The sequence below is a fragment of the Acinetobacter calcoaceticus ANC 3811 genome, from assembly GCF_000399665.1.
GTDB lineage: Bacteria > Pseudomonadota > Gammaproteobacteria > Pseudomonadales > Moraxellaceae > Acinetobacter > Acinetobacter calcoaceticus_B.
The window spans coordinates 1,779,879-1,805,658 of sequence record NZ_KB976986.1 but is presented as its reverse complement, the minus strand read 5'-3'; the positions used below and the strand labels follow the sequence as shown (position 1 = coordinate 1,805,658).

The window sequence follows — 25,780 nt, the reverse complement described above, 5'->3', positions numbered from 1 at the left end:
TTTTCTGCTAAAACCGAAAAGAGAATATGGAAACATATTCTCTTTTTTTTATGGTGAGGCTATTTGTGTTTTTGATGTGAGTAAAGCAATTAAGATGTCTGAAACTTTCTGAGTTAATGTTTTTAATTTTTGTTCGGGATGACCAGATAAAAAATAATGGTAATGATAAATACGTTCTTGATAAGAAATGCAGATAAAAAAGGTACCTACAGGTTTTTCTGAGGTTTCACTTCCTCCAGATTTTAATAGCCCAGTACAACTTACAATAATATCGGCTTCTTGAAATAAAGTTTGTCCAAGCTTGCACATTTCCTCTGTGACTTGTGGTGACTCTGCCGTGTAAGTCTCTATTAACTTTGAGTCAACTTTTAAAATACTAACTTTAATGCTGGGGTCATAACTCACTAAACCACCGAGTAGAATGTCTGCACCACTATTTTTATGAATGGAAAATTGACTGGTTAAATAACCGGAACTCGCACTTTCAATAAAGGCAATTTTGAGTTGAAGATTTTCTAATAGTTGGCAGCAGTGCTGAAGCATTATTTTACCTCGAATGGCGTTTATTTATAAATAAAATCAATTTACAGATAAATTATAAAATTACAGTAAGTGATTTAAGGGGGCCGTTCAAGTCTGAGATAAAAATCTATAAAACTAGTTGAATATTCACAAAATGCCTGTGAAAAAATTCAGGTTTTAAAATGATCAATGTTAATTGTCGGGAAGTTTGTTTATAACATTGCGACATGCTTAAAAAGTTGTTAGTTTTGTTCGATATAACAAACAATAACAATTTTAGGATGATGGAAATGAACAATAAACAAGGATATATGCTGGGAATTTTGAGCGGTGTATCTGTATTATTATCAAACACATGGGCAGCACAACCAATGTCGGAAAGTGCGCTTGCAACTCAAACAGGAGCGATAACTGCGTCTTTACCCGTCATTATTGCGAAAGCTCAGGACGATGCCAAAAAGCCTGCGATAGAACAACAACAAGTGCGTCAGGTGTTAGGAGATAACTATTTACAGCAAGTTCGGTGGGATGCACTTAGAACTGGTGTGCTTTCTCCTTATCAAGAACAAAAACAAAATCATGTTATTGATAGTAAAGAAAAGAAGAAGCTAGAAATGATTGCTTTGCCAGAAAGAGCAGATCGATTTACGCGTTATGATTTTGAATCAAAAAATGTTCATGGCGAGGTTATTATTACCGTGAAGTAATAATAACCTCTAGTATTATTACTTCACGGTAATAATAACCTCTAGTATTATTAATACTGATCTAGAGCAGGGTGCTGAATTTTCCACGCACGGTGGATTTTTTGATTACGTTTAAAATCAAGGCCAATTGTTTCAGAAGTGATTTCTTCAATCTGAAAAATAGCTTCAATTTCTTCGTCCATTTCAAAACCGCGATAGTTATTCGAAAAGTAAAGTGTACCTTCACTGTGCAAACGGTTCATTGCGCGTTTAATAAGTGAAACATGGTCACGTTGTACATCGAATGTACCATAGAACTTTTTAGAGTTTGAGAATGTCGGTGGGTCAATAAAAATAAGGTCGTATTGTTCATGACCTTCTTTTAACCACTCAAAACAGTCGCTGGCAAAGAACATGTGTTGTTCATCTGGATGATCTACAGTTAAACCATTTAGAACAAAGTTTTCTTTTGACCAGTTTAAGTAAGTGTTAGATAAATCCACACTTGTTGTACTAGCAGCACCGCCCAGCGCAGCATGTAAGCTTGCAGTAGACGTGTAACTATATAAGTTCAAGAAGTGTTTACCACGTGCTTCTTGAGCAATACGTAAACGCATTTGACGGTGGTCAAGGAATAAACCTGTGTCTAGGTAATCAGTCAGGTTAACTAAAATTTTAGCTTTACCTTCTTGAACGATAAAACGTTTTGAAGCTGTACTTTGTTTCGTATATTGAGTTGTACCAGTTTGGCGTGCACGTGTCTTAATAAAGATAGCATCACGGTTTAAACCAGTAACAGCACGAATCGCAGCAAGCGCTAAATTAAAACGTTTTTTAGCTTTTTCTGGATCGATTGTTTTTGGTGGTGCATATTCCTGAACGTGTAAACGGTCACCATATAAGTCAACAGCGACATTAAAGTCAGGTAAGTCTGCATCATACAAGCGTAAGCAATAAACATTTTCTTTAGTTGCCCATTTTTTCAAGGCAATCATATTTTTTTGCAAACGATTAGCGAAGTCTTTTGCTTCTTCCATTTCAATAGGTTGAGCTTGCCAATTTACTAAAAATGGTTGATTCACTTTTTCAGGTTTGATTACACCGAAACGAATATAAATTGGTAATTTACCATTCATTAAACGTAAAGTTTCAGGTGCTTCAAATGCTAAAACATCAGATTGTTCAATTTGAGCTGCAATAATTGCTGCATATTGATTTGGGAAATGTTTTTGTAAAAGCGCTGATAAACCTAGGTATAGAGAACGGTTTGAAGCTTTTTCACCTAAACGTTCACCATAAGGTGGGTTAGTGACAATAAATGCAGTTTTGCCTTCAGCAGCAAAATCTGGCCAGTCAGCTAAAGTACGCTCTTCGATTTGAATCTGACCTAATACATTTTCAAAGCCTGCCGCAATAATATTTTCACGGGTTGCTTTAATCGCTTCCCAGTCTGCATCGTAGGCATAAAATTTAGGTAGAGGTAATTCAAGCGCTTTTTCGTGACGTTCTGCTGCTTCTGCTTTAAGTGAAAGCCAAAGGTCGCGGTCATGACCATGCCAGCCATTAAATCCAAAACGGCGAACAAGTCCTGGTGCGCGGTCAGTTAAAATCATTAATGCTTCAATGATAAATGTGCCTGAACCGCACATTGGGTCAAGCACAATCTCTGGATTACGCTGTTTGAGCTGAGCTTTTTGTAAAATTGCCGCAGCAAGGTTTTCTTTAATTGGTGCATCCGTCATGTAACGGCGGTAACCACGTTTATGGAGCGAATCACCTGATAAATCTAGACAATAAGTATGTTCAGTTTTACCTGCCAAAGCATAGATCGTAATTTCTGGTTGTTTGGTGTCAATGCTTGGACGGCGGCCTACAGCTTCCATAAAGGAATCAACAACGCCATCTTTTACGCGCAGTGTAGCAAATTGCGAATTGACCATGATTTCACGTTCAGCATGTAAGCGGATTGCGAAAGTACTTTGTGGTGCAAAAACAAGTGACCAGTCAAAGCTCATTGCACCTTCGTAGAGTTCTTCTGCGACATCACGTGCATCATGCGTAAAATCAAGTTCATAAGTATGAATAGGAAGTAAAACACGAGAAGCGAGACGCGACCACATACAAATGCGGTAAGCTTCTTCAAGCGTCCCTTCAATGATTAAACGTCCTGCTTTACGTTCTGTCACTTTGGTGCCAAGTTGTTCTATTTCTTCTTGTAAGAGGGGTTCTAAACCATCAGCACAAGTAATCCAATAGTGGTTTAAACGTAAAGAGGTATTCATAAACTCGATTGACCAAAACATATAAATATTAACGATGCAAAGTTTAACGTATTTTGATGTCTAAAGGTTTTTAAATTATTGCAACCTATCATTTAGCAACCAAAAAACTGATTTTTAAAGAGTAATACCTTGAAATTGGTATGTATTTTGCTAGATCAGGATTATTGATGGTTATTTATTTAATAGACAAAGTCAGTTTTTAACCATTTTTATAATTTTAATGGATGGGGATGCTATAAATGAAAGACATGTTGGGGAATGGTTTTATTGCTAATGCAGATGCTTTCTCAGTGGCCACACAAATATATGTGCGTATGCGTAGGGTGACAGGGCGGGTAATAGATGCAATGTACGTTATTCAAAATAAAGATTATGCCAAATATGTAATTACGGTGGCGTTAGAAACAGACGATGACGAATTAAAGCGATGTGTTGAGAGATTAAGATCGTTAGTTGACACTCTGCCAGAGCCTTCTCAAAAAGAAACGCTTGCTGTTGTGAAGGTCGATGAAGAGCCAGAAATAACAGCCGAAGACATTTATCGGGCACAAGTTCCACACCATTATATTGGTGCATTAAGGTAATCTCGAATAAGACCCTAAATTTTTGGTCAATTTAGGGTCTTATTCTGTAAAGTTCTTCTGCGAAAAGAGCGGAATTCAGCTACACTATGCACGTTTTCGCGATTCGACCCATAGGAATCCATTATGCATATTGCAGCGTTGCATCAGCCGAGCCAGGTTCAGCTCAATCAAGACGGAAATTTAAAACATTTTTTAACGATTGAGGGACTTTCAAAAGAAAACCTCACGAAGATTTTAGATACCGCACAAAGCTTTTTAGATGATAATAATAATTTAATTAACCGTCCGCTCTTAGAGGGATTGACGGTTATGAATCTTTTCTTTGAAAACTCCACCCGTACCCGTACTACTTTTGAAGCAGCAGCAAAACGCTTGTCTGCCAATGTATTGAATATTGATATTGCACGTTCAAGTACATCAAAAGGTGAAACGCTGCGAGATACGCTCTGGAACCTTGAGGCAATGGCTGCTGATATTTTTGTTGTTCGCCATTCATCTTCAGGTGCTGCACATTTCATTGCTAAAGATGTATGTCCAAAGGTCGCGATTATTAATGCTGGTGATGGACGTCATGCTCATCCAACGCAAGCGATGCTTGATATGCTTACCATTCGCCGTGAAACAAAGAAACCGTTTGAAGAGTTGAGCGTTGCCATTATTGGAGACATCAAACACTCTCGCGTAGCACGTTCGGATGTAGCTGCATTACAAACACTCAGATGTAAAGATATTCGCGTGATTGCACCGAATACGTTATTGCCAGTGGGCTTTTCAGAATATGGCGAGCATGTTCGCTTGTTCAATAATATGGACGAAGGCGTGACAGATTGTGATGTAATTATTGCTCTGCGTATTCAAAATGAGCGGATTGACTCTCCAGCATTATCTTCACAGTCTGAATTTTACCGAATGTATGGCTTAAACAAAGAGCGTCTTGGTTTAGCTAAACCAGACTGTATCGTGATGCATCCGGGACCAATGAATCGTGGCGTAGAAATTGACTCAAGTGTTGCAGATGGAGATCAGTCGGTTATTTTGAAACAAGTAACCAACGGTATTGCCGTTCGTATGGCTGTGTTGGCACTGTCAATGCAAGGCCAACTCCAAGAGCAAGGTTTAATTGAAGCGATTACGTTGTAAGGAATGGATCACATGAGTATTGTAAAAATTGAAAATGTACGTGTGTTAGACCCAATCCAAAAAACAGATAACGTACAAACTGTATATATTCAAAATGGCAAGTTGGTTGCTCAAGCCGAGCAAGTTGAACAAACCATTGATGGTCAAGGCAAATGGTTAATGCCAACCATGGTTGATTTGTGTGCGCGTTTACGTGAACCTGGTCAACAGCAACACGGTACGTTGAAATCTGAAGGGAAGGCAGCACGTGCTAATGGTATTTTGCATGTGATTACTCCGCCAGATTCAAAGCCAATTGTGCAAGACAATGGTGCGCTTATTCATGGCCTGATTGAAAAGGCATGGCTTGATGGTGGCATTCATATGCATATTATCGGTGCTCAAACCCAAGGTCTAAATGGTAAACAACCTGCAAATATGGCCGGTCTTAAAAAGGGTGGTTGTACTGCTGTTTCAAATGCCAACGCTGCTTTTGAAAATGATGATGTGGTTATTCGTACTTTGGAATATGCAGCGGGTCTTGGTTTAACGGTTGTGTTCTATGCCGAAGAACCACAAATTGCTAAAGATGGATGTACACACGAAGGCTTTATTGCTTCTCGTCAAGGTCTGCCAATGATTCCGGCGCTTGCTGAAACTGTAGCGATTGCAAAATATTTGCTTATGATTGAAGCAACTGGCGTAAAAGCTCACTTTGGTTTGTTATCTTGTGGTGCATCGGTTGAATTAATTCGTGCGGCAAAAGCAAAAGGCTTGCCTGTGACTGCTGACGTTGCAATGCATCAGTTACATTTAACTGAACACTTAATCGACGGTTTCAATTCACTTGCACACGTTCGCCCGCCATTGCGTTCTGAGCAAGATAAAGAAATTTTACGTCAAGGCTTAAAAGAAGGCGTAATTGATGCAATTTGTACGCACCATGAGCCTTTAAGCAGTTCGGCAAAAATGGCGCCATTTGCTGAAACTCAGCCGGGCATTACAGCTTTTGATACCTATGTATCGTTAGGGATTCAACTCATTAATGAAGGTTTATTTGAACCTCTAGAATGGGTTGCTAAAGTAACCAGCGTGCCAGCGCAGGTTGCGAATATGACCGCGCGTTGGGAAGATGAAGCTGGATGGGTATTGGTAGATCCTGCTTTAAGCTGGACAGTAAGCAAAGACACAATTTTATCGCAAGGGAAAAATACCCCATTGTTGGGCCAAACCTTGACAGGTAAAGTACTGCAAACTTTTGCTAACTGATAAAGTACTTAGTTAAAGTAAATTTAAAATATAAACAGGTAGATCAATAAGATCTACCTGTTTTGTAAATACTAGATGGAAAATTGTATATAAATTATATAAAAAACAATAAAAGATTCTAGGCAGATTAGAATAAAAAACTATCAGCAAAGAAGAACTATTTGAATAATCAAAAGTTGCTGGTTACGACGTATAAATTCGGGAGAATAACCAATGTCGATAAACCCTATAGAATTGCTTAAAGAAAAAGTATCTTCAATATTATTAGATGAACAGGATGGATACCTCGGCGAAAAATCGAATGCTTTATCTAAGTTTTATCCAATTTTACTTTCATTATTAGCTGCTAAACCTGATCTTATCGGACAATTGAAAAATAGTTTGGCTCCTTCATTATCAGACCTTTTTTCTCATAATGACCAAATCAAGAATACTGTGCTTACCCATTTAAGCGGTACGGCACCAAATAATGAAATTGAAAGCACACTCAACAGTGCAATTAAACCCAGCCTGAATGCAATTTCAGATGTTGCTGGAAATGATCAACAAAGTATTGTGAATTACTTGCGCCAGCATGCAGATACTATTCGTTCATATTTACCAGCGTGGGCAGTGGGTCTATTAGCACCGCTAGGACTTGGTGCAGGCTTATCTTCTGTCACACCATCAACTGCACCTCCGCTTGCAGCAGCAACTGAAAATACGGGTAAGTCTCGTGGGTTCTTACCGATTATTGCCCTCATTATTCTGGGGCTGATCATTGCTTGGTTATGGCGTTCTTGTCAGCATAAAGAAGCTGTACCAGCACCAGAACCGACGGCTGCAAGTGGTGTTGAAGCTGCTGCTGCACCCGCTAGCTTAACTTTAAGTACAGATGACAAAGGTGCAGTGAGCCAGTGTCAGGCTGGAATTGGTGATCAAGGCTTCTTGGCAACGTTACAAACCAATGTTAAAAAGGTTTTTTCGACAACTCAAGATTGTAAGGTGGATACAAGCCAAACTTATGCAGCTTCATTTACAGATAAAGATGCGCTTGCAGGTGTGTTAGGGGCATTAAAAGGTGTGCCAAATGCATCTTTAGAATGGGTGGGTGATAAAATCACTTTGAAAGCGGGTGATGCGGCAGCATTAGACGCTTTAACTGCAAAAGTAAAAGCATTGGTACCACATACTGAGGTTGTCGGTACAGCACCAGCAACAGCTGAGCAATCTGTAAGCAATAGCTTAACTGCTTCGCAAACTGCTCTAGGCTCAATTGACCCGAACAATGTCGATGTAAATGCTTTGGTGAAAGCACTTAACTTGCAAATTATTAATTTTGCGAGTGGTTCAAGTAACATTCCTGCCGATAACAAAGCCATTCTTGACCAAGCTGCAACACTTTTAAATAAAGTGACTAGCGTCAAATTAAATGTGGGTGGTCATACCGACTCAACAGGTAACGCTGCTGCAAATAAAGCTTTGTCTCAACGCCGTGCTCAAGCAGTGGTAGATTATTTAAAATCTAAAGGTGTAGATGCTTCTAAATTAGTTGCAGAAGGCCATGGTTCTGATCAGCCAGTTGCAGAAAACACGACAGAAGAAGGTCGTTTTAAAAACCGTCGTATTGAGTTTTCAGTAGCCCAATAATCAACTAATTTATGAAAAATTAGTTATTTTAATTTGAAAAAAGCTTCTCATTTTGAGAAGCTTTTTTGTTGAGATAAATAATGTTGGATTGATATGAAAATCAGTTTGGTGGGAAGTGGGCGAGTTGCCTTTCATTTGGCAAAGGCTTTATTGGGCGAAGGTCATAACATCGTACAAGTCTATGCGCGTGATTTTGATAAAACCCAAAAATTTGCAGAGAAAATTCAAGCAAAAGCCTGCCAGTCTCTTCAACAATTCCAGTCGACCGATCTTATCATTTTAGCGGTTTCAGATAGTGCAATTGCAGAGCTTGTAAAACAAGTTCATGAATTCTTTCCTGACACACTTATTGTCCACACTTCGGGTAGTACTGATATTGAAGTCATCAGTCATGTACATGAAAAAGCAGGGGTGTTTTATCCATTACAAACATTTAGCTTAGAAAGAGATATTGATTGGTCTGCAACGCCTTTGTTTGTTGAAGCAGTAACAAATGTCGATCAGAAACTACTTTCAGATTTAGCAAATAGCCTAAGCAATCGAGTATATCAATACACCTCAAAACAACGTTTAACTTTACACTTAGCGGCTGTGTTCGCTTGTAATTTTAGTAACTACTGTTTCGATATGGCAAAGCAGATTGTGGATATAGAGCAGGTGGACTTTAGCTTACTCTATCCTTTAATTTTGGAAACAGCTAAAAAAGCGACTGAAAATGATCCAAAGCAAATGCAAACTGGGCCTGCGGTAAGGGGAGATCAGAATATCTTGGCAATGCATCAAGACTTATTGGCTCAAGCAAATCAAGATGATTTAAAACAGGTGTATCAACTTTTAAGTGATGGCATCCTAAAACGCCATCACTCGGCTTAAAGCTTATTTAAAAATTAAGGTTCGCCGTTATTGCCCCATTTTAAGAAACCAGCACGTTGATTTAAACGTTCAAAATATTGGTCGACATGTTTAAGTGTTGGATGGTCAAAAGGAGTAGCTTTCCAGCGCTGTACAGATAGACCAATTGGAATATCCGCTAGAGTGAACTCAGTGCCTGCAACATAGGCCTGAGTTTTTGCGAGTTGTTGATCAAGAATCTGCATATGATGATTCCAGTCATCAATACCTTGTTGTAATAATTTTGGATCTTGATGATCTGGAGAATGTCTCAAGAGAGACATAATCGTATAAGTCCAGCTGTTATTCAGCTCAATCGCTTGCCAATCAATCCACTGGTCAACAAAAAATCTTTCTTTCGCTTGAGTAGGGTAAAGTTGCTGCTCTTTATCATAAGCATTTGCTAAATAACGGATAATACTGTTGGACTGCCAAAGGGTTAAATCACCATCTACAACAACAGGAATTTGACCATTTGGGTTTAATTGTAAATATTCCGGTGATTGAGCAGAGCGAAAGCCTCGTCCCCAGTCTTCTCTTTCATATTCAAGATTTAATTCTTCACACAGCCATAAGACTTTGCGAACATTAATGGAGTTATCGCGCCCTAAAATTTTTAACATATTGTTTTCTGACTTTTCGTGAGTTTAAGTAAATTGAATGTAATACAAATTCTTTAGTTATTTAAGATTTAATAATAAAAAAGATACCAGAACAAATACTAGCTATAAGAGCATAATTTTTTTGATATTTATTATTCTTTTGTGGTGAAAATATACAGACAGTTTTGTATAGTGAGTGTTAAAATAATGTATTGAAAATGAAAATATAAATTCTGAATGTATCTTGATTTTACAATTGATGATCAAAACAAGATCATAGGGGAAGACGTAATCCAAGTCGGCGAGTCGTTTTCTCCAACTTAAATTACACTGTTTTGTATGAGAATTTAAAATAGTATTAGATAGAGAAAAATATTTTATATGTTTAATTTATTATTAATGGGGCTTTCAATTTTTTTTGGATTTTTTTTAATCTTATGGTTAATTTTTAAATTTATTATTCTTGTTGTTAAGAATATCTATGCAAAGTATATTTTTTTAGGATTATCCTTAATTTTACTTTTAATTGGGGGTGGTTGTCTTATTCTAGAAAATTATGAACAAAGAAAAATAGAGAAAAATTTTTGTTTGCAGGCTAAAAATTTTAATACAGATCAATTATATGAAAGAGCGATGGCAAGTTATTTTCAGAGTTATAAAGATGATATTATTTTTAAAAAATCGAAAGATAAAGTAGATGATAATGAAAAAAGTGATAATGCTACTTATAATCTATTTGTTTTAAAAGAAAATATTCGTAATTTTGATGATCTAAAAAATGCTTTTAAAAATCAAATTGAAAATCCATATAATACACTTAATTCAAAAATTTCTGTAGAAAAAATAGGAAATAAAATACTTGATGAGGATTTGGTGTTAGATGGTATTTCTCATGGTAGTGTTGTAGTTTTAACAGGATTTTCAAAAATACGAGACAATATTGATGTAAATAATAAAAATCTTTATCAGCAACTTAATAATAAAAATAGCTTTTTATTAACACTTTCGTCAGGTGGTGATGCCAATCTGCACAACTTTTATCCATATAACTGCTGTAGTATTATTAATTATGATAATTTAATTAATAATAAGGAGGTTAAGCATCTTTCTAAGCAAAAAATAACTAACTATTATTTAATTGTTTCTTATTATAGATATAAAATTAATACATTTATTAAGGATATGAAATATATACCACTTAAAGAAGTTTATATTGAATCTCAGGCATATCCTATTGATGAATGTGGAAGGATTTATTTTAATGTTTACCTTTCTGTAGAAAGATTAAGTGTTAATTGAAGTTGGATTAGGCTAAATAATAATATGTGATATGGTTTATATTAAAAATTATGAATTATTATCTTTATATTGGTTTTAAAGTTTTGATTAATTGTGAAAGATGAAGGTTGTTTGGGTTTGAATTATATGATTTTGTATAATGTGTTAATTAGCTTTTTGGATCATTTAAAATTCAAACTATCTACTTGAGTTTGAATGGGGATTAAAATGAAGAAATATAAAATATTTTTTGCTACATTGGTGTTTTTCTTGATATTTGATTTTATTAATAATAAATATCACGAATATGTAATTAATAAAAATGAAGAAAAAGTCTTTTGTACAAGTGAGAATAAATATCTTACGGATGAAGAAAAGTTAATAAATTTAAAAGCAGATTTTTTGGCTATACAAATGGAACATTGGATTAGAGCCGGTCGTGAAGGATTTAATGTGTATGATAATGCAATGTATATTTCTAATTTTAATAATAAGGGGGAAGTTATTAAAGTGATAAGTACTGCAAAATTAGATAAAACATTAGAAGATAATATGGGTATTGTGGCAGTGGCAACAATGCAGGAATATTATGATAATAAAGATTGTAAGAAAGATAAAAGAAGATGCAAAGATTTAAGCGAAAATAAGAATAATTTAAAAAGTTTATGGACAAAATATAATCGTGTGGATATTGATTATTTGAAAAGCTTGCCCATAAATTATTCTGTAATAACTTATGGGCGAACAATTTATCCACTTTCAAGTTTGAAGAAAATAAGTAACAGTAATTATAGTATAGAAGAATACTCTATTGATAAGCTTTGTTGTGATAATAAAGAAATCCTTAAATCGATTAAAACAATCGATTTAAAAATGATAGGGAATATGAAAAGAATGAAAGAAGGTGAAAAAAATATAGCACCAAAGAACCTAATTTAAATTTGGATCAAATTGATGGTCAAAATATTGATAATATTTATATTATGAAGTTATATGAAAATTTAGCACTTAATGAGCCAGAACAAATCCAAAGATATGGGATACGTATGAGTGTGGCTTCTTTAAGAAAAGATATATATCCATTTGTTAGGAGAATATTGATAACTGCATGTGGCACTATTTCAGAAGAAGAGCAAGTATTTAACTCTAGTGAAACTCAAAGTGGCGAAGATGTTTCATTAAGAAAAAGAAATAAACTATATTAATTAGATTTTTTCTATTTTATAATTTTAATACTATTTAGAAGTTTTGATAATTTTAGAGATTAACTAATGTCATATCTAAAGAAAAATTTATTGTTTATGTACTTTTTATTTTTAGGGGGATGTATGAATAAAGAAAAATCTAATATACCTCAAGAAGGGGATATTGTTATATGGAAACAAAATAATAATTTAATTGTTAAAGCAAAATTAGGGGAGCGTAGAATACATATTCCTGATCAATTTGATTCAGAATTTTATCGCCCAGAAAGAGAGCATTATTTAGGACAGTTTCCAATAAATTATATACCTGAAAAATTTGGTTCAATTACTCAAAAAGAGATAGATAGTTTACCAATGCCTGATTCAAATCGGCAATTACAATTTAATTTAGTTTTAAGAAAATCAAGTTTTCAGGCTACAGATGGGTATATACCGGATCATAAAGATCAAGTGCGAGTTAAGATTGAAGGTCTAACTATAGATATGCGAGAGCAGAAATTAGATACTAATAAAATAATGCTAAATAACTTTAATTCTAAATATGTAGATCTTAAATCAAAGTTTAAAAAAAATGGTTTGGATTGTTATAAAAGAAATATATCTGATAAAGCTTTTTTTTGTTATGGATATTCGAAAAATAAAGATGTTACTGGAGTTTTTTTAGATGTATTCGCATCAGAAAACACTAGTGACAATCATTTTATTCAAATTTATGGAAATAGTTATGAGCCTAATAAATATGGGGGAGTATGGGTTAAATGGGAAACAAATTTAAATAATTGGGAAGAGTGGCAAGAGATTGATAATGCAATTTGGCGCTTATTGGATGTCTGGAACGTGGCTCCTTTAGAAGTTAAGTCAAAAAATACTAGAAAATGAATATGTTAATAATTAACTTAAATTATTAATATATATGTAATTTAAAAATATATTGAGGTATATGATTTACGCTAATTTAAAAAGGCATTAAATATTGGTATTTAATGCCCTCATTTTTTCGCTATCTGGTAGTCAAATTTTACTTAATCTTTTTAAAGATAAAGTCATTAATTTTATGTCCTGACTCAATACCACGACGTTCAAACTTAGTCACTGGGCGCCAGTCTGGACGTGGGTAGCTATTGCCTTTACCTGCCAAGTTTTCAAGGTCTGGACGATTGTCTAATACATCTAGCATCCATTCAGCATACGGTTCCCAATCTGTTGCAGCATGGAACGTACCGCCAAGCTCAAGCTTTTGTTCAACCAATGGCATACGCTCATGAGCAACAAAACGGCGTTTGAAATGACGTTTCTTTTGCCAAGGATCTGGGAAGTAAAGTTGTACACAGTTAATGCTGTTGTCTGGCATTTCACGTAAAACCTGAATTGCATCTGCATCAAGTACACGTAAGTTTTTAACTTCTGCTATACCTGCTTCATATAGGCATTGAGCAATACCAGGTACATGGACTTCAATACCCACATAGTTGCGTTCAGGGTTTGCTTTTGCCATAAGTACTAACGAACGACCCATACCAAAACCGATTTCAACAGTTAAAGGACGCTCTGGGTGTTCGAAGTGTTGACGTAAGTCGCCAACAGGATATTCCAAAATTAAATCGCGATGTTGTTCTAATGCCGTGCGTTGAGACGTATTAAGTGGTGCTGAACGACGCATAAACGTCACAATTTCACGGTGTTCAGGCAAATTGTCTAAGTCTGCAATTTGCGTTTCTAACTGATCGATCGACATAACCTTGGCAATATTGAAATTCAAATGCGGTATTTTAAGTCTTCATGGGATCAAGTCAAATGTTTCGGTGTTTTTCTTCATGTAGATGTCATGATCAATATTTACTCTATGAGACTAATTAAAACTCATATGAACACTTTTACTCATGAAAACTTTTCAATTAAGAACACTTTCGGTCTTTTTAAGTGCATTAGGTGCATTTTCATATAGCTCAGTTGCTCAAGCGCAGCTCATGTTTAGCCAATATGTTGACGGCAGCAGCAATAAAAAAGGCTTGGAAATTTATAATCCAGATGGCGCTACGGTTAATTTAGCCGATTATGAGATTCAACAATTTAATAATGGTGGTACAGCAAAGACTGTGGCTTTTCGTTTACAAGGCACACTCGCGAGTAAGCAGAAGTTTTTAGTGGGGCGCTCAGAGTTGCAAACTGAGCTTGGAAGTAAAGTAAATCAGGTCGCTGCTTTATCTTTTAATGGAGATGATGCGGTTGTACTCGTTTATAAAGGTACGCCTGTAGACCGTTTTGGTCGTATTGGTGAACGCCCAGCAGCGGGATGGGGGACGGCAGTTTCAAGCTTGGGAAATAGTTTTAAGCGTATTGAAACAGAAAACCCAGCTTTAAGTGTTGATGCAACAGCAGCATTTGATTTGGATCATTCATGGTCGGCTTGGACAAACCGAAATGACTTTTCAAATCTATCAGGTTCCACAACTCAGCCACCTGTTGAAACAGTAAGTTGTTCAAGCTCAGATACAGCTATTGCTGACTTGGCTGCAGCAATTCAAGACCAGACTTATACTGTGCGTGGTGTGATTACAGCTGACTATCGTTATGCCAATGGTTTCTCTGGTTTTTATATCCAGACACCAGACACAAAAGCTCGTGCAAATGTCAGTAATGCTATTTTTGTTTATATTCCAAATAGCAGTGCGGTAAAAGGTGGACAAGTTGGCGATGAGGTTATTTTACGTGGCCGTTTAACGTCTTATCAAAATCAGCTACAGATAGATCAATTACAACAAGATATTCAAACCTGTAATAGCAATATGGCAAATCAGGTTCAGCCGATTAGCCTTGAACTTCCGTTTGCTAGTTTAACGGGTGGTTCAGTTCATTCGCCGCGGCGTTATCAAGGTATGTTGGTCAAACTACCTCAGACTTTAACGGTGAGCGAGAACTACAATTACGGTCGTTATGGTGAGTTATCGCTGAGTCTAGGTCGTTTATATATTCCAACCAATTTATATCCAGCCTTGTCGCCAGAAGCTAAAGCTCTAGCTCAGAAAAATTTATTATCGAAAATTATTTTTGATGATGGCTATAACAATCAAAACCGTACACCTTGGTTACCAAGCAATTTTAGTGCTGCCAATACGTTACGCTCGGGTTATCAACTTAAAAATGCTGAAGGTATTTTAGAATACCGTTTTAATGGTTGGCGTGTACAACCTGTGCTTGGACGTAATCAGCCTGAAGTTATTACTCAAACAAGCCCGCGTCAAAGCGTCCTTACTAAAAATGCTAATCACATTCGTGTAGCTTCATTTAACGTTTTGAATTATGACAATGGCGCAACTGGTTTTCCGACAGAGCGTGGTGCGACAACACAAGCTGAGTTTGATAAACAGCATCGTAAAATTGTGAGTGCATTAAAAGCGATTGATGCCGATGTTTACGGTTTAATGGAAATTGCAAACAATGGTTATGGGCCTAACAGTGCAATTGCTAATTTGACCAAAGCTTTAGGTAGCGATTGGAAATATGTGGTTCCTGAAAACTTAGACCGTTTAGGTGGTGATGCAATCGCAGTTGCTATTATTTATAACAGTAAACGTGTTAAACCTTTGAATAAGCCTGTTGTGCTTGATTTAGGCGACAAGAACCGAACAACTTTGGCGCAAAGTTTCCAAGCAGTTCGTGGCAATAAAACCTTTACTGTTATTCCAAACCACTTGAAATCGAAAAGCTGTAGTGGGGTTGATACTAGCTCTACTGACGCAGACCAAAAAGATGGTCAAGGCTGCTGGAACCCAACTCGTGTGAAAGCCGTTGATCAAATTGTGCAATGGTTAGCGAAAAATCCAACTCAAGTGCCTAAGCAAAATGCTTTACTTGTAGGGGATATGAACAGTTACGCAAAAGAAGAACCTATTTTGTCATTTGAGAAAGCAAATTATAAAGTTTTACTTAATGATACTAAGGTCGGTCAGGGTACTCAGGCATATAGCTATGTGTATGGTGTTGCGAGTGATGCCAACGGCAATGGTGGAGCAGGTAACTTAGACCATGCAATTGCTGATGCGGCTTTATATCCAAAAGTGGTCAGAACCTTTGCATGGCATATTAATGCAGATGAACCAACGCTTTTAGATTATAACGAAGAATATAAAACCGATGAGCAAAAGGCATTGTTTTATGGGGAAGATGCTTATCGTTCTTCGGATCATGATCCTGTAATTGTCGATCTAGATTTAAATGGAAAAGACTCAAGTCATCCTGACGATGATAAGAAAAATGGGATTTTTGATTTCTTAACTGAATTAGTGAATTGGCTTAGCCAGCTTTTTAAGCGTAATTAACGGAAAAATTGCGTGACGCAAATGTGTTTTATCATATTTTAAACAATCGTCACGCAAGACAACTTGCAAGGAATGACTTTTTGAAGAATATTAGATGGTGTAAGTATTTTATAAGTTTACGCTTTTTTACAATTAAAGAATTGGGCAAACCTTGCAGGTTTTCTAGAAGCAATTTAAAACGTTAATATGAGATAACAAGGATCAGATATGAAATTATATTATTCGCCAGGCGCATGTTCTTTAGCTGCACATATTATTTTAAATGAAATTAATGTTGATTTTGACTTAGAACGGGTAAATTTAAAAACTCATAAAACAGAAAAAGGCGCAGATTATTACGAGATTAATCCAAAAGGATATGTACCAGCTTTAGAAATTAATCCGGGTTTAATGTTAACTGAAAACGTTGCGATTTTACCGTTTCTTGCTCAGCATGATCCTAAGCAGGATTTAATTCCTCCATCAGGGATGGGCCGTGCGAAAGTATTGGAATGGTTGGGATATTTGAACTCTGAATTACATGATGCATATGCAGTCTTCTTTGGGGCGTCATTAACAACTGATGAAAAAACTAAAGCTTATGCAGAAATTGATCGCCTTTTAAAATATATCGATAACTATTTGTCTGAATCTGATTATGATTATTTAGTAAATGATAATTTTGGCCCAGCAGATGCTTATCTATTTGTTTTAACAAACTGGTCAAACTCAATTGAACATGATCTAACACCATACAAGCACATTATTGCACTGCGTAATAAAGTAGCAGAACGTCAATCTGTACAAATTGCGATGCGTGATGAAGGTCTAATTTCTTAATCGGTTTAGACTTAAAAAAAGCCCCTGTATGGACAGGGGCTTTTTTATTTCTAGAGATTAGTGTTGAGCATCTTTTTTAACTTCAGCAGCGGTCTTTTCAACAGCTTGAGCTGTATCGGCAGTTGCCTTACGAGCAGTTGCTTCAGTTTTTGCAGCAGCTTCAGCGGTAGCATCAGCAGCATGATCAGTTGCAGCATCGATTTTTGCAGTAGCATTATCAGTTGCAGTGGCAATATCGCTTGCAGCTTTGTCACCAGCAGATTTGATATCAGCAGTTGCTTGTTGAGCAGCATTTTCTAAGTGTTCACCCGTTGTCGCACCTGTTTCTGGAGCTTTATCTTTATTACATCCAACAAGAGCAACGGTCGCAGCAAGACCTAAAGCAACAAGTAATTTATTCATTGTGTTTTTCCTTCTAATTCATGGCATCCAAAATTATGGATGTCTAAAATATAAACATAAACTAACTGATTAATAAAGATCGAAAATTGTTAAAGAGTTGTAACTCCAATATTAAAAAAGCCTAGCATTTTGTAATGCTAGGCTTGTATTAAATAAGCATGATTTGACTAAATTTTACTGCCCAGAACGGATGATGTAATCAAACGCAGAGAGTGATGCTTTAGCGCCTTCACCTGTGGCAATAATAATTTGCTTGTAAGGCACAGTTGTACAGTCACCCGCAGCAAATACACCTTTCACATTGGTTTCGTTGCGGTCATTCACAATGATTTCGCCACGGTTGGTTAATTCAACTTCACTGTCTTTTAAGAAGTCAGTGTTTGGTAATAAACCAATCTGTACAAAGATCCCTGCAAGCTCTACTACATGCTCTTCATCAGTGGCCCGGTCTTTATATTTAAGACCAGTCACTTGTGATCCGTCACCCAACACTTCTGTACTTAAGGCATTCATAATCACAGTTGTATTTGGCAAGCTATGCAGTTTGTTTTGCAAAACTTGGTCAGCACGAAGTTTTGTATCGAACTCAACCAGAGTCACATGCTCAACAATTCCTGCAAGATCAATTGCAGCTTCAACACCTGAGTTACCACCACCAATCACGGCAACACGTTTGCCTTTGAACAATGGACCATCACAGTGTGGGCAGTATGCTACACCACGGGTACGGTATTCTTGCTCACCCGGTACATTCATTTCTCTCCAACGTGCACCTGTTGAAAGGATCACAGTTTTCGATTCAAGTTTCGCACCGTTTTCAAGTTCAACTTCAACCAGACCATTTATTGTTTGGTTTGCACCTGTGATTTTGCTGACACGTTGCAGGTTCATAATATCGACATCGTATTCACGAACATGCGCTTCCATCTCGGCAGCAAACTTAGGACCTTGAGTCTTTTGTACAGATGTGAAGTTTTCAATGTCCATGGTATCCATCACCTGACCGCCGAAGCGTTCAGCCACGATACCGGTGTTAATACCTTTACGTGCAGCATAGATTGCTGCTGTTGCACCCGCAGGACCACCACCAATCACCAATACATCAAAAGCATCTTTAGCATTGAGTGCTGCTGCATCTTTTTCAGCTGAGTTGGTGTCGAGTTTCGCCACAATCTCTTCAAGCGTCATACGACCTTGGCCAATGTGCTCATTGTCTTGGAACACGATTGGTACAGCCATGATTTTGCGTTGTTCCACTTCGTCTTGGAAGAATGAACCATCAATCATGGTTGCTGTTGTGTTCGGATTATAAATCGCGATCAGGTTAAGCGCCTGTACCACATCCGGACAGTTATGACAGCTTAACGATACAAACACATCAAAGTTGGCTTTGAGGTTTAAGCCTTTAATCTGGTTGAGCACTTCATTTGACACTTTAGGTGCATAGCCAGACACCTGTAACAGTGCCAAGATCAAAGATGTAAACTCATGGCCCATAGGTAAGCCCGCAAAGAACACACGAGGTTGTTCACCTGCTTTAGCCACACCAAAGCTTGGACGACGTGTATTGTTGCCGTCAAAACGGGCAGTTACTTTGTCAGAAAGCTCAGCGATTTCTGTCACTAATTCTTTAATTTGAGCAGCTTTATCTGATTCATCTAAAGCAGCAACTAATTCGATTGGACTTTCTAAACGTTCTAAGTAAGCTTTTAATTGAGTTTTAATGTTTTGATCTAACATCTGTTTTTACTCCAATGCATCCAAATTCTTTCAATAGATGCATAGTACGTTAAAACACAAAATAGGTGAAACAGTATGTTTTTATAGATTTAATCGGTTTTTTGAATATTACTCGGCACTTATAAACAATATCAATAATTTAAAGCGCAGTTTGTCTTTAAGCACTCTTTATTACTCTTTTTTATCTTTTAAAGTGAAAGTGTTTAAAAATTTATATATGTTATATGGCTGTAAAGATTTTATGTCATAACATTAAAAGGTACTTTCATGTCATTGCAACGCGGCATTTATCAGCATTATAAAGGTAATCTCTATCAAGTTTTTTCTGTGGCAAAACACAGTGAGACCGAAGAGGAGCTAGTCGTTTACCAGTGTCTTTATGGTGACTATTCAACATGGGTACGTCCGCTTGATATGTTTACTGAAACAGTTCAAATGGCTGATGGAAATATCGTGCCGCGGTTTAAGTTAATTCAAAGCACTTAACTCAAACGGCTGTCATATAAAATAACGATTTTAAAAGGTGAGAATATGCCAAATACTTTTTTCTTACAAAGAGTTGAAGATTTATATGACACCTTTAAGCGGCACGATGCCCAGCAGTCAAATCGCTTGCTGCGTTATCGAAATATTGAGGCTGAGTCTGCAAAACTTCTGTCGCAATTTATTCGAATGCAGCAAGCCAAGTCCATTTTAGAAATCGGTACTTCAACAGGTTATTCTACTTTATGGCTTGCTGAAGCTGCACAAGTGACTCAGGGAAAAGTAACGACGCTTGAAATTGATGCCAATCGTAGTGCCGAGGCGAAGCGCCATGTTACTGAGCTGGCATTAGATGAAGTCGTTGATTTTTGGATCGGGGACGCCGCCGATTATTTAAAAGAAGCTCAGGAAACATTTGATTTTATTTTACTAGATGCTGAGCGCAATGCTTACGAAAATTATTGGCCCGATTTAAAGCGTCTGATGAAGCCCAATGGTGGTGTTCTCATTATTGATAACGTCATTTCACATGCGGCTGAAGTAAGTTCATTCTTAGCTTTAATTAAAAAAGATGAAAATTTTATGAGCAGTATTTTGCCGGTAGGCGCTGGTTTATGTATTGTCGTAGCAAGATAAGCTATTTGAAAATAGAAGTTATACGTTGATAAAGGCCTGTTCAAAGCAGGCCTTAGTTAATATGTTATGAAGCATTCACTAAAGATAAACGCGTAAAGTGTAAGTCGAATTCTAAATATTTATGTACAAAAGCAGCTTTGTCTGTTGAGCGTAATAAGTTGTTATAAATAAATTCTGGTACAGGATGATAAAGTTCGCCTGAACCGTCGCTATAAAATATTTTTAAATGACGAGAAGTCGCGCTGTATTTCCATGAAGTGACAATCTGTGTTTTCGCCATAAATTTTCCCCTTTTATTTCATATTACTAAAGCTCAAAAAAACATCAGGTATATATTCGACATTACTCAAACTTCATGTAATGGGGAAGGGCATAATTGTAAAAGTATCAGTAGAAAATGTGATGTGCTTATTCAAAATAAAAGAACCATCCGATGAGGGATGGTTCTTTAAGTTTTTAAAATCTAAGAGAGATTAGATTTTACCAACTAGGTCGATAGATGGAGCAAGAGTGGCTTCGCCTTCTTTCCATTTAGCTGGGCAAACTTCACCTGGGTGAGAGTGTACATATTGAGCAGCTTTTACTTTACGAAGAAGTTCAGACGCGTCACGGCCGATACCACCAGCGTTAAGTTCAACGATTTGGATTTTACCTTCTGGATCAATAACGAAAGTACCACGGTCAGCTAAACCTTCAGATTCGATAAGAACGTCGAAGTTTTTAGAAAGAGTCCAAGTTGGGTCGCCAACTAATGGATATTGGATTTTTTTGATTTCTTCAGAAGTGTCGTGCCAAGCTTTGTGTGTGAAGTGTGTATCAGTAGATACAGCATAAATTTCAACACCAAGTTTTTGGAATTCAGCATAGTTGTCTGCTAAGTCACCAAGTTCAGTTGGGCAAACAAAAGTGAAGTCAGCTGGATAGAAGAATACAACAGACCACTTACCTTTAAGGTTAGTTTCGTTAACTTCAACAAATTGGCCGTTGTGGTAAGCAGTTGCTTGGAATGGTTTAACTTCAGTATTAATCAAGCTCATCATTGTCTCCATGATTGAGGTTTATATTTAAACTTGTTTACGAGATGTAGAATAAATAAAAATTCTTTATTGGGGAAATAGTATTTTTACATGACTAAAATCGGAAAATTGAATAAGTGATAAATTTACGATTTTTAAGTCCCCAAACACTGTATTCGATTTGACATGCAAAAACATGTAAATCAAATGACAGTTATAGTAAAAGAAACTTGCATAACAACATGAAGTCTACTTAGTCAAAATTCAAGGGTAAAATTTTAAAAAATTAAAAATATATAAAAAACCAAGTGTTTTACCTGAAGGGCATTAGAGCGTAAAATAGAGGATTGTTGTATTTTCAGGAAAATTTGTCTGTGCAGAATGATTTAAATATTGATCAGTGGGTAATGGCAAGAGATCGTTACCGTTTAAATCGTTTGCGTAAAGATAAAAAAGCCAATACAGCAGAGATTGAAAAATTATTTGAACAATCGAATGCCAAAGTAAGGCAGCGATTTGAACGTCTCCCTAAAATTAAACTGAATCAGGAACTACCTGTTTCGCAATATTCTGACCGTTTAATTGATGCGATTCAAAAGCATCAGGTCATTATTGTGGCAGGCGAAACTGGCTCAGGTAAAACCACTCAGCTTCCTCAAATTGCAATGTTAGCAGGTCGTGGCTTAACAGGTATGATTGGTCATACACAGCCACGTCGTTTAGCTGCACGTACTGTTTCTCAGCGTATTGCCGAAGAAGTCGGCGAAAAGCTTGGCGAATCGATTGGTTTTAAAATCCGTTTTAATGAACAAGGTTCGCAAGACTCAATTGTACGGTTAATGACGGATGGTATTTTACTTGCCGAGTTAGGCAATGACCGTTTCTTGTCTAAATATGACACGATCATTATTGATGAAGCGCATGAACGCTCACTCAATATCGATTTTATTATGGGTTATTTAAAGCAATTACTGCCAAAACGCCCAGACCTAAAAGTTATCGTGACTTCGGCAACTTTAGATGTAAATCGTTTTAGTAATTACTTTAATGATGCGCCTATTTTTGAAGTGGAAGGGCGTAGTTATCCGGTCGAAGTGCTTTATCGCCCAATTTCAGAGATGAATATTGGCGGAAGTGATGACGATGAGTTTGATGATTTCGAAGAAAACTTACCTCGAGCAGTTGTACAGGCAGTTGAAGAATGCTTTGCTGATGCAGAAGCAAAAGGTCATCCTGAACATGCCGATATTTTAATTTTCTCAAGCACCGAGCAAGAAATTCGTGAGTTGCAGGAAACCTTGCAAAAGTACGGACCAAGACATACCGAAATTTTACCTTTGTATGCGCGCTTAGCTGTTTCTGAGCAACAAAAGATTTTTAGTCCAGGTGGAAAGGGTCGCCGTATTATTATTGCGACCAACGTGGCCGAAACCGCACTTACAGTTCCAAATATTCGTTATGTAATTGATAGTGGTTTTGCTCGTATTTCTCGCTATAACTACCGTTCACGCGTGCAGCGTTTACCGATTGAAGCAATTTCTCAGGCTGCTGCCAACCAGCGTAAAGGGCGTTGTGGTCGTATTGCTGCGGGTGTGTGTATTCGTTTATATAGCGAAGAAGATTTCGTAAGCCGTCCCGAATTTACCGAACCTGAAATTAAACGGACTAACTTAGCGTCTGTTATTTTACAAATGCACAGTTTAGGTTTGGGTGAGCTAGAAAACTTTGATTTTATTGAGCCACCAGATTTCCGTCTTGTAAATGATGGTCGTAAGTTACTCATTGAGTTAGGGGCACTTAACGAGAAGAAAAATGAGCTGACTAAAGTCGGGCAAATGATGGCACGTATGCCAATTGACCCACGACTCGCTCGTATGATCATTGGCGGTGCTCATTTTGGCGTGCTCAAAGAAATCTTGATTGTGGTGAGTGCATTAGCAGTTCAAGATCCGCGTGAGCGTCCGGCAGACAAACAAATGCAGGCTGACCAAAAGCATGCTTTGTTCAAAGAAGCCGATTCAGATTTTCTGTTTTATTTGAAACTTTGGGATACTTTAAATCCTAAAGGTGAAGCAGGGATGTCTGAAAATAAACGACGTCAGTTTGCTAAGCAGAATTTTTTAAGTTGGTTGCGTTTACGTGAATGGAAACAGACGCATCATCAATTAGTTGAATTAGCAGAAGGTTTAAAACTCAGCTTTAATGAAAAAGATGCAAACTATGAAAACTTGCATCGTGCATTGCTGACAGGTTTATTATCTTTTATTGCCAATAAAACTGATGAACGCAACACCTTTATGGCAGTGCGTCAGCAAAAGGCTAAAGTTTTTCCAGCAAGTACGTTGCACAAAACCAATACTTCTTGGGTGATGGCTTTTGAGATGGTCGAAACCTCTCAAGTGTACTTACGTACTTTAGCCAAAATTGACCCTGAATGGATTTTGCTTGCTGCACGTGATTTATTGAAATATCACTATTTCGAGCCGCATTGGTCTAAGAAAGCTGGGATCGTAAATGCGTATGCGCAAATTTCTCTGTTTGGTTTAATTATTGAACCAAAGCGGTTAATTAATTTTGAGAAAGTTGACCAGCCTGCTGCGCATGAGATTTTCTTACGTGATGCATTAACTACTGGTAACTTGGGCACAATTCCACCATTTTTAAAACACAACTTGCTTAAACTTGAAGAAGTGGAGCGAGTTGAAGATAAATTGCGTCGCCGTGATTTAGTGGTCGATGAAGAAACGATTTATCAGTTTTATGCCTCTAAAATTCCTGAAGAAATCGCAAGCCGTCGTAGCTTTGAAGATTGGCGCGCGACGGTAGAAGCAAATCATCCGCGTTATTTGTTTGTTGAAGATGATGCACTTTGGCTGAATGACCGACCAACAACGCAGCAATTCCCAGATCATCTACATAATGGTCAGCTACGTTTAGCAACGACATATCATTTTGACCCAAGCCATGACGAAGATGGTGCGACTGTTCAGATTCCTGTACAGGCATTGCCTCAGGTCGATGAAAATATCTGGTCATGGGGAATTCCGGGTTGGCGCCAAGATTTAATTGAGGCCTTACTCAAAGCTTTACCTAAAGATAAGCGTCGTAATGTGGTGCCTATTCCTGATACTGCTCGTAAGCTCATGCAAGGCATTGATGCAGTACATTTACGTGAACACATCTTTAGTTATTTAGCTTTTGCCTTACGTGGTGAGCAAATTACTGACAAAGATTTCTCGTTTGAACGTATTGATCCATATTTGGTACCTTTCATTAAAGTAATTGATGAAAAAGGTAAGTTGATTGCAAAAGGCCGAGATTTACCTGAATTAAAAGCGCGTTGCCGTGTAGAAACGCATCGTCCAGTGAAACAGCAAAAAGGTGAGTTTAAAAACTTCCCTGAGAATTTTACTTTTGAGGCTTCACATAAAGTTACGGGTGTTGTTGTAAAACAATATCAGGCTTTGGTCCCTACAAAAGCTTTTGCTGAAATTGAAGCTAAAGATGACTCAGGTGTTGTTATTCAGACTTTTAATGATCAGGCCGAAGCCATTAAGCAGCATCGTGAAGGGATTATCCGTCTAGTTCACATGCAGCTTGGTGACTTAGTTCGCCAGTTGAAAAAGCAGATTTCAAAACCGCTTGCTTTGGCATATTCACCTTTGGGTGATAAAGCTAAGCTTGAGCAGATGCTGGTCTATGCAACGTTGCAAATGGCAATTACAACTTTGCCAATTAATGCCGATGAATTTAACAAACTGCTCGAGCAAGTCAAAAAGCAATTTTTGAGTCATGGTCAGCAAGCACTTGAGCAATTAAGTGATATTTATATTCAATGGCAGCAAATTCGCCGTCAGCTTTTAGTGCTTGACCGAGACATATTTGGCCGTAGTGTTGATGATATTGAAGATCAACTAGATTTAATGTCACTTGGTAATTTTGTTTATTGCCAACCAGTCGATCTTTGGCAGGAATATCCACGATATTTAAAAGCGCTGCTATTGCGTTTAGACCGATTGCCAAATAATCTACAGCGAGATCATGCCGCTATTGATGATGTCGATCCATGGATGGACAAGGTATTTAAATTCAAAAACGATCCAAAAATCAAAGAATTGTATTTGATGTTGGAAGAATTTCGCATTTCTTTATTTTCTCAACCGATGAAAACCAAGATGCCTATTTCGCCAACTCGACTGCAAAAGTTATGGGATCGTTTGGGAATCAGTTAAGATAGATCGGGGTCTGTTTATGTTGTTGTTTAGCTTACAACGCAATTTATAAATGAAAGATTAACA

General features: G+C 37.1%; 23 protein-coding genes. 15 read left to right on the top strand and 8 right to left on the bottom strand.

What is annotated here, in order from left to right:
• Positions 1–48: 48 nt before the first annotated feature.
• Positions 49–543 carry a CinA family protein gene (locus tag F935_RS09775; RefSeq protein WP_016138779.1) on the bottom strand — a complete coding sequence of 165 codons (495 nt, stop codon included), beginning with the start codon at positions 541–543 and terminating at the stop codon, positions 49–51.
• Positions 544–812: 269 nt separating this feature from the next.
• On the opposite strand from F935_RS09775, the gene F935_RS09770 reads away from it, so the two are divergent.
• Complete coding sequence (locus F935_RS09770; protein ID WP_016138778.1) at positions 813–1,229, top strand: hypothetical protein; 417 nt, start codon at positions 813–815, stop codon at positions 1,227–1,229.
• Positions 1,230–1,279: 50 nt separating this feature from the next.
• Here the strand turns inward: F935_RS09770 and rlmKL are convergent, their stop codons facing one another.
• A complete protein-coding gene (rlmKL, locus tag F935_RS09765) occupies positions 1,280–3,490 on the bottom strand; it encodes a bifunctional 23S rRNA (guanine(2069)-N(7))-methyltransferase RlmK/23S rRNA (guanine(2445)-N(2))-methyltransferase RlmL (protein ID WP_016138777.1) in 2,211 nt (736 codons plus the stop codon).
• 239 nt (positions 3,491–3,729) lie between these two features.
• On the opposite strand from rlmKL, the gene F935_RS09760 reads away from it, so the two are divergent.
• The 5 genes from F935_RS09760 to F935_RS09740 all read left to right on the top strand — a co-directional run bounded on the left by F935_RS09760 (position 3,730) and on the right by F935_RS09740 (position 8,964).
• Entirely contained in the window at positions 3,730–4,074 is a 345-nt protein-coding gene (locus tag F935_RS09760) for a hypothetical protein (protein WP_016138776.1), read from the top strand.
• A 123-nt stretch (positions 4,075–4,197) separates the two neighbouring features.
• Positions 4,198–5,214 (top strand): aspartate carbamoyltransferase catalytic subunit, encoded by a 1,017-nt coding sequence (locus F935_RS09755; RefSeq protein ID WP_016138775.1) that lies wholly within the window; start codon positions 4,198–4,200, stop codon positions 5,212–5,214.
• A 12-nt stretch (positions 5,215–5,226) separates the two neighbouring features.
• Positions 5,227–6,462, top strand: a complete 1,236-nt coding sequence (locus F935_RS09750) for a dihydroorotase (RefSeq protein ID WP_016138774.1) — start codon at positions 5,227–5,229, stop codon at positions 6,460–6,462.
• A 213-nt stretch (positions 6,463–6,675) separates the two neighbouring features.
• Positions 6,676–8,091, top strand: a complete 1,416-nt coding sequence (locus tag F935_RS09745) for an OmpA family protein (protein WP_016138773.1) — start codon at positions 6,676–6,678, stop codon at positions 8,089–8,091.
• Positions 8,092–8,184: 93 nt separating this feature from the next.
• A complete protein-coding gene (locus tag F935_RS09740) occupies positions 8,185–8,964 on the top strand; it encodes a Rossmann-like and DUF2520 domain-containing protein (RefSeq protein ID WP_016138772.1) in 780 nt (259 codons plus the stop codon).
• A 14-nt stretch (positions 8,965–8,978) separates the two neighbouring features.
• On the opposite strand, the gene F935_RS09735 is transcribed toward F935_RS09740, so the two are convergent.
• Entirely contained in the window at positions 8,979–9,605 is a 627-nt protein-coding gene (locus F935_RS09735; protein WP_016138771.1) for a glutathione S-transferase family protein, read from the bottom strand.
• Positions 9,606–9,965: 360 nt separating this feature from the next.
• Between F935_RS09735 and F935_RS09730 the strand changes: the two genes are divergently transcribed.
• From F935_RS09730 to F935_RS09720, 4 genes are all read left to right on the top strand, one after another.
• Positions 9,966–10,883 carry a hypothetical protein gene (locus F935_RS09730; RefSeq protein ID WP_016138770.1) on the top strand — a complete coding sequence of 306 codons (918 nt, stop codon included), beginning with the start codon at positions 9,966–9,968 and terminating at the stop codon, positions 10,881–10,883.
• A gap of 207 nt (positions 10,884–11,090) precedes the next feature.
• On the top strand, positions 11,091–11,801 hold the full coding sequence (locus F935_RS09725; protein ID WP_228253326.1) for a hypothetical protein: 711 nt from the start codon (positions 11,091–11,093) through the stop codon (positions 11,799–11,801).
• A gap of 2 nt (positions 11,802–11,803) precedes the next feature.
• On the top strand, positions 11,804–12,067 hold the full coding sequence (locus F935_RS19065; RefSeq protein WP_016138768.1) for a hypothetical protein: 264 nt from the start codon (positions 11,804–11,806) through the stop codon (positions 12,065–12,067).
• Between the two features lie 123 nt (positions 12,068–12,190).
• The gene (locus tag F935_RS09720; protein WP_035366202.1) at positions 12,191–12,946 is read left to right on the top strand and encodes a hypothetical protein; all 756 of its coding nucleotides are present in this window, start codon (positions 12,191–12,193) and stop codon (positions 12,944–12,946) included.
• A 139-nt stretch (positions 12,947–13,085) separates the two neighbouring features.
• Here F935_RS09720 and trmB read toward each other — a convergent pair whose 3' ends face one another.
• On the bottom strand, positions 13,086–13,802 hold the full coding sequence (gene trmB / locus F935_RS09715) for a tRNA (guanosine(46)-N7)-methyltransferase TrmB (protein WP_004642023.1): 717 nt from the start codon (positions 13,800–13,802) through the stop codon (positions 13,086–13,088).
• 145 nt (positions 13,803–13,947) lie between these two features.
• Here trmB and F935_RS09710 point away from each other — a divergent pair, with 145 nt between their 5' ends.
• Together F935_RS09710 and F935_RS09705 are read left to right on the top strand one after the other, a co-directional pair.
• Positions 13,948–16,386: an ExeM/NucH family extracellular endonuclease gene (locus tag F935_RS09710; RefSeq protein ID WP_016138766.1), complete on the top strand. Its 2,439-nt coding sequence runs from the start codon at positions 13,948–13,950 to the stop codon at positions 16,384–16,386.
• A gap of 207 nt (positions 16,387–16,593) precedes the next feature.
• A complete protein-coding gene (locus F935_RS09705) occupies positions 16,594–17,205 on the top strand; it encodes a glutathione binding-like protein (RefSeq protein ID WP_016138765.1) in 612 nt (203 codons plus the stop codon).
• 57 nt (positions 17,206–17,262) lie between these two features.
• On the opposite strand, the gene F935_RS09700 is transcribed toward F935_RS09705, so the two are convergent.
• Positions 17,263–17,607, bottom strand: a complete 345-nt coding sequence (locus F935_RS09700) for a hypothetical protein (RefSeq protein ID WP_016138764.1) — start codon at positions 17,605–17,607, stop codon at positions 17,263–17,265.
• Between the two features lie 174 nt (positions 17,608–17,781).
• Positions 17,782–19,347, bottom strand: a complete 1,566-nt coding sequence (gene ahpF, locus F935_RS09695; RefSeq protein ID WP_016138763.1) for an alkyl hydroperoxide reductase subunit F — start codon at positions 19,345–19,347, stop codon at positions 17,782–17,784.
• 267 nt (positions 19,348–19,614) lie between these two features.
• Between ahpF and F935_RS09690 the strand changes: the two genes are divergently transcribed.
• Both F935_RS09690 and F935_RS09685 read left to right on the top strand, forming a co-directional pair.
• Positions 19,615–19,833 carry a DUF1653 domain-containing protein gene (locus F935_RS09690; protein ID WP_016138762.1) on the top strand — a complete coding sequence of 73 codons (219 nt, stop codon included), beginning with the start codon at positions 19,615–19,617 and terminating at the stop codon, positions 19,831–19,833.
• A gap of 45 nt (positions 19,834–19,878) precedes the next feature.
• Complete coding sequence (locus F935_RS09685; RefSeq protein ID WP_016138761.1) at positions 19,879–20,466, top strand: O-methyltransferase; 588 nt, start codon at positions 19,879–19,881, stop codon at positions 20,464–20,466.
• Between the two features lie 64 nt (positions 20,467–20,530).
• Here the strand turns inward: F935_RS09685 and F935_RS09680 are convergent, their stop codons facing one another.
• On the bottom strand, positions 20,531–20,746 hold the full coding sequence (locus F935_RS09680) for a KTSC domain-containing protein (RefSeq protein ID WP_016138760.1): 216 nt from the start codon (positions 20,744–20,746) through the stop codon (positions 20,531–20,533).
• A gap of 193 nt (positions 20,747–20,939) precedes the next feature.
• Complete coding sequence (gene ahpC / locus F935_RS09675; protein WP_016138759.1) at positions 20,940–21,503, bottom strand: alkyl hydroperoxide reductase subunit C; 564 nt, start codon at positions 21,501–21,503, stop codon at positions 20,940–20,942.
• 353 nt (positions 21,504–21,856) lie between these two features.
• Between ahpC and hrpA the strand changes: the two genes are divergently transcribed.
• A complete protein-coding gene (gene hrpA / locus F935_RS09670; protein ID WP_016138758.1) occupies positions 21,857–25,714 on the top strand; it encodes an ATP-dependent RNA helicase HrpA in 3,858 nt (1,285 codons plus the stop codon).
• Positions 25,715–25,780: the final 66 nt, after the last annotated feature.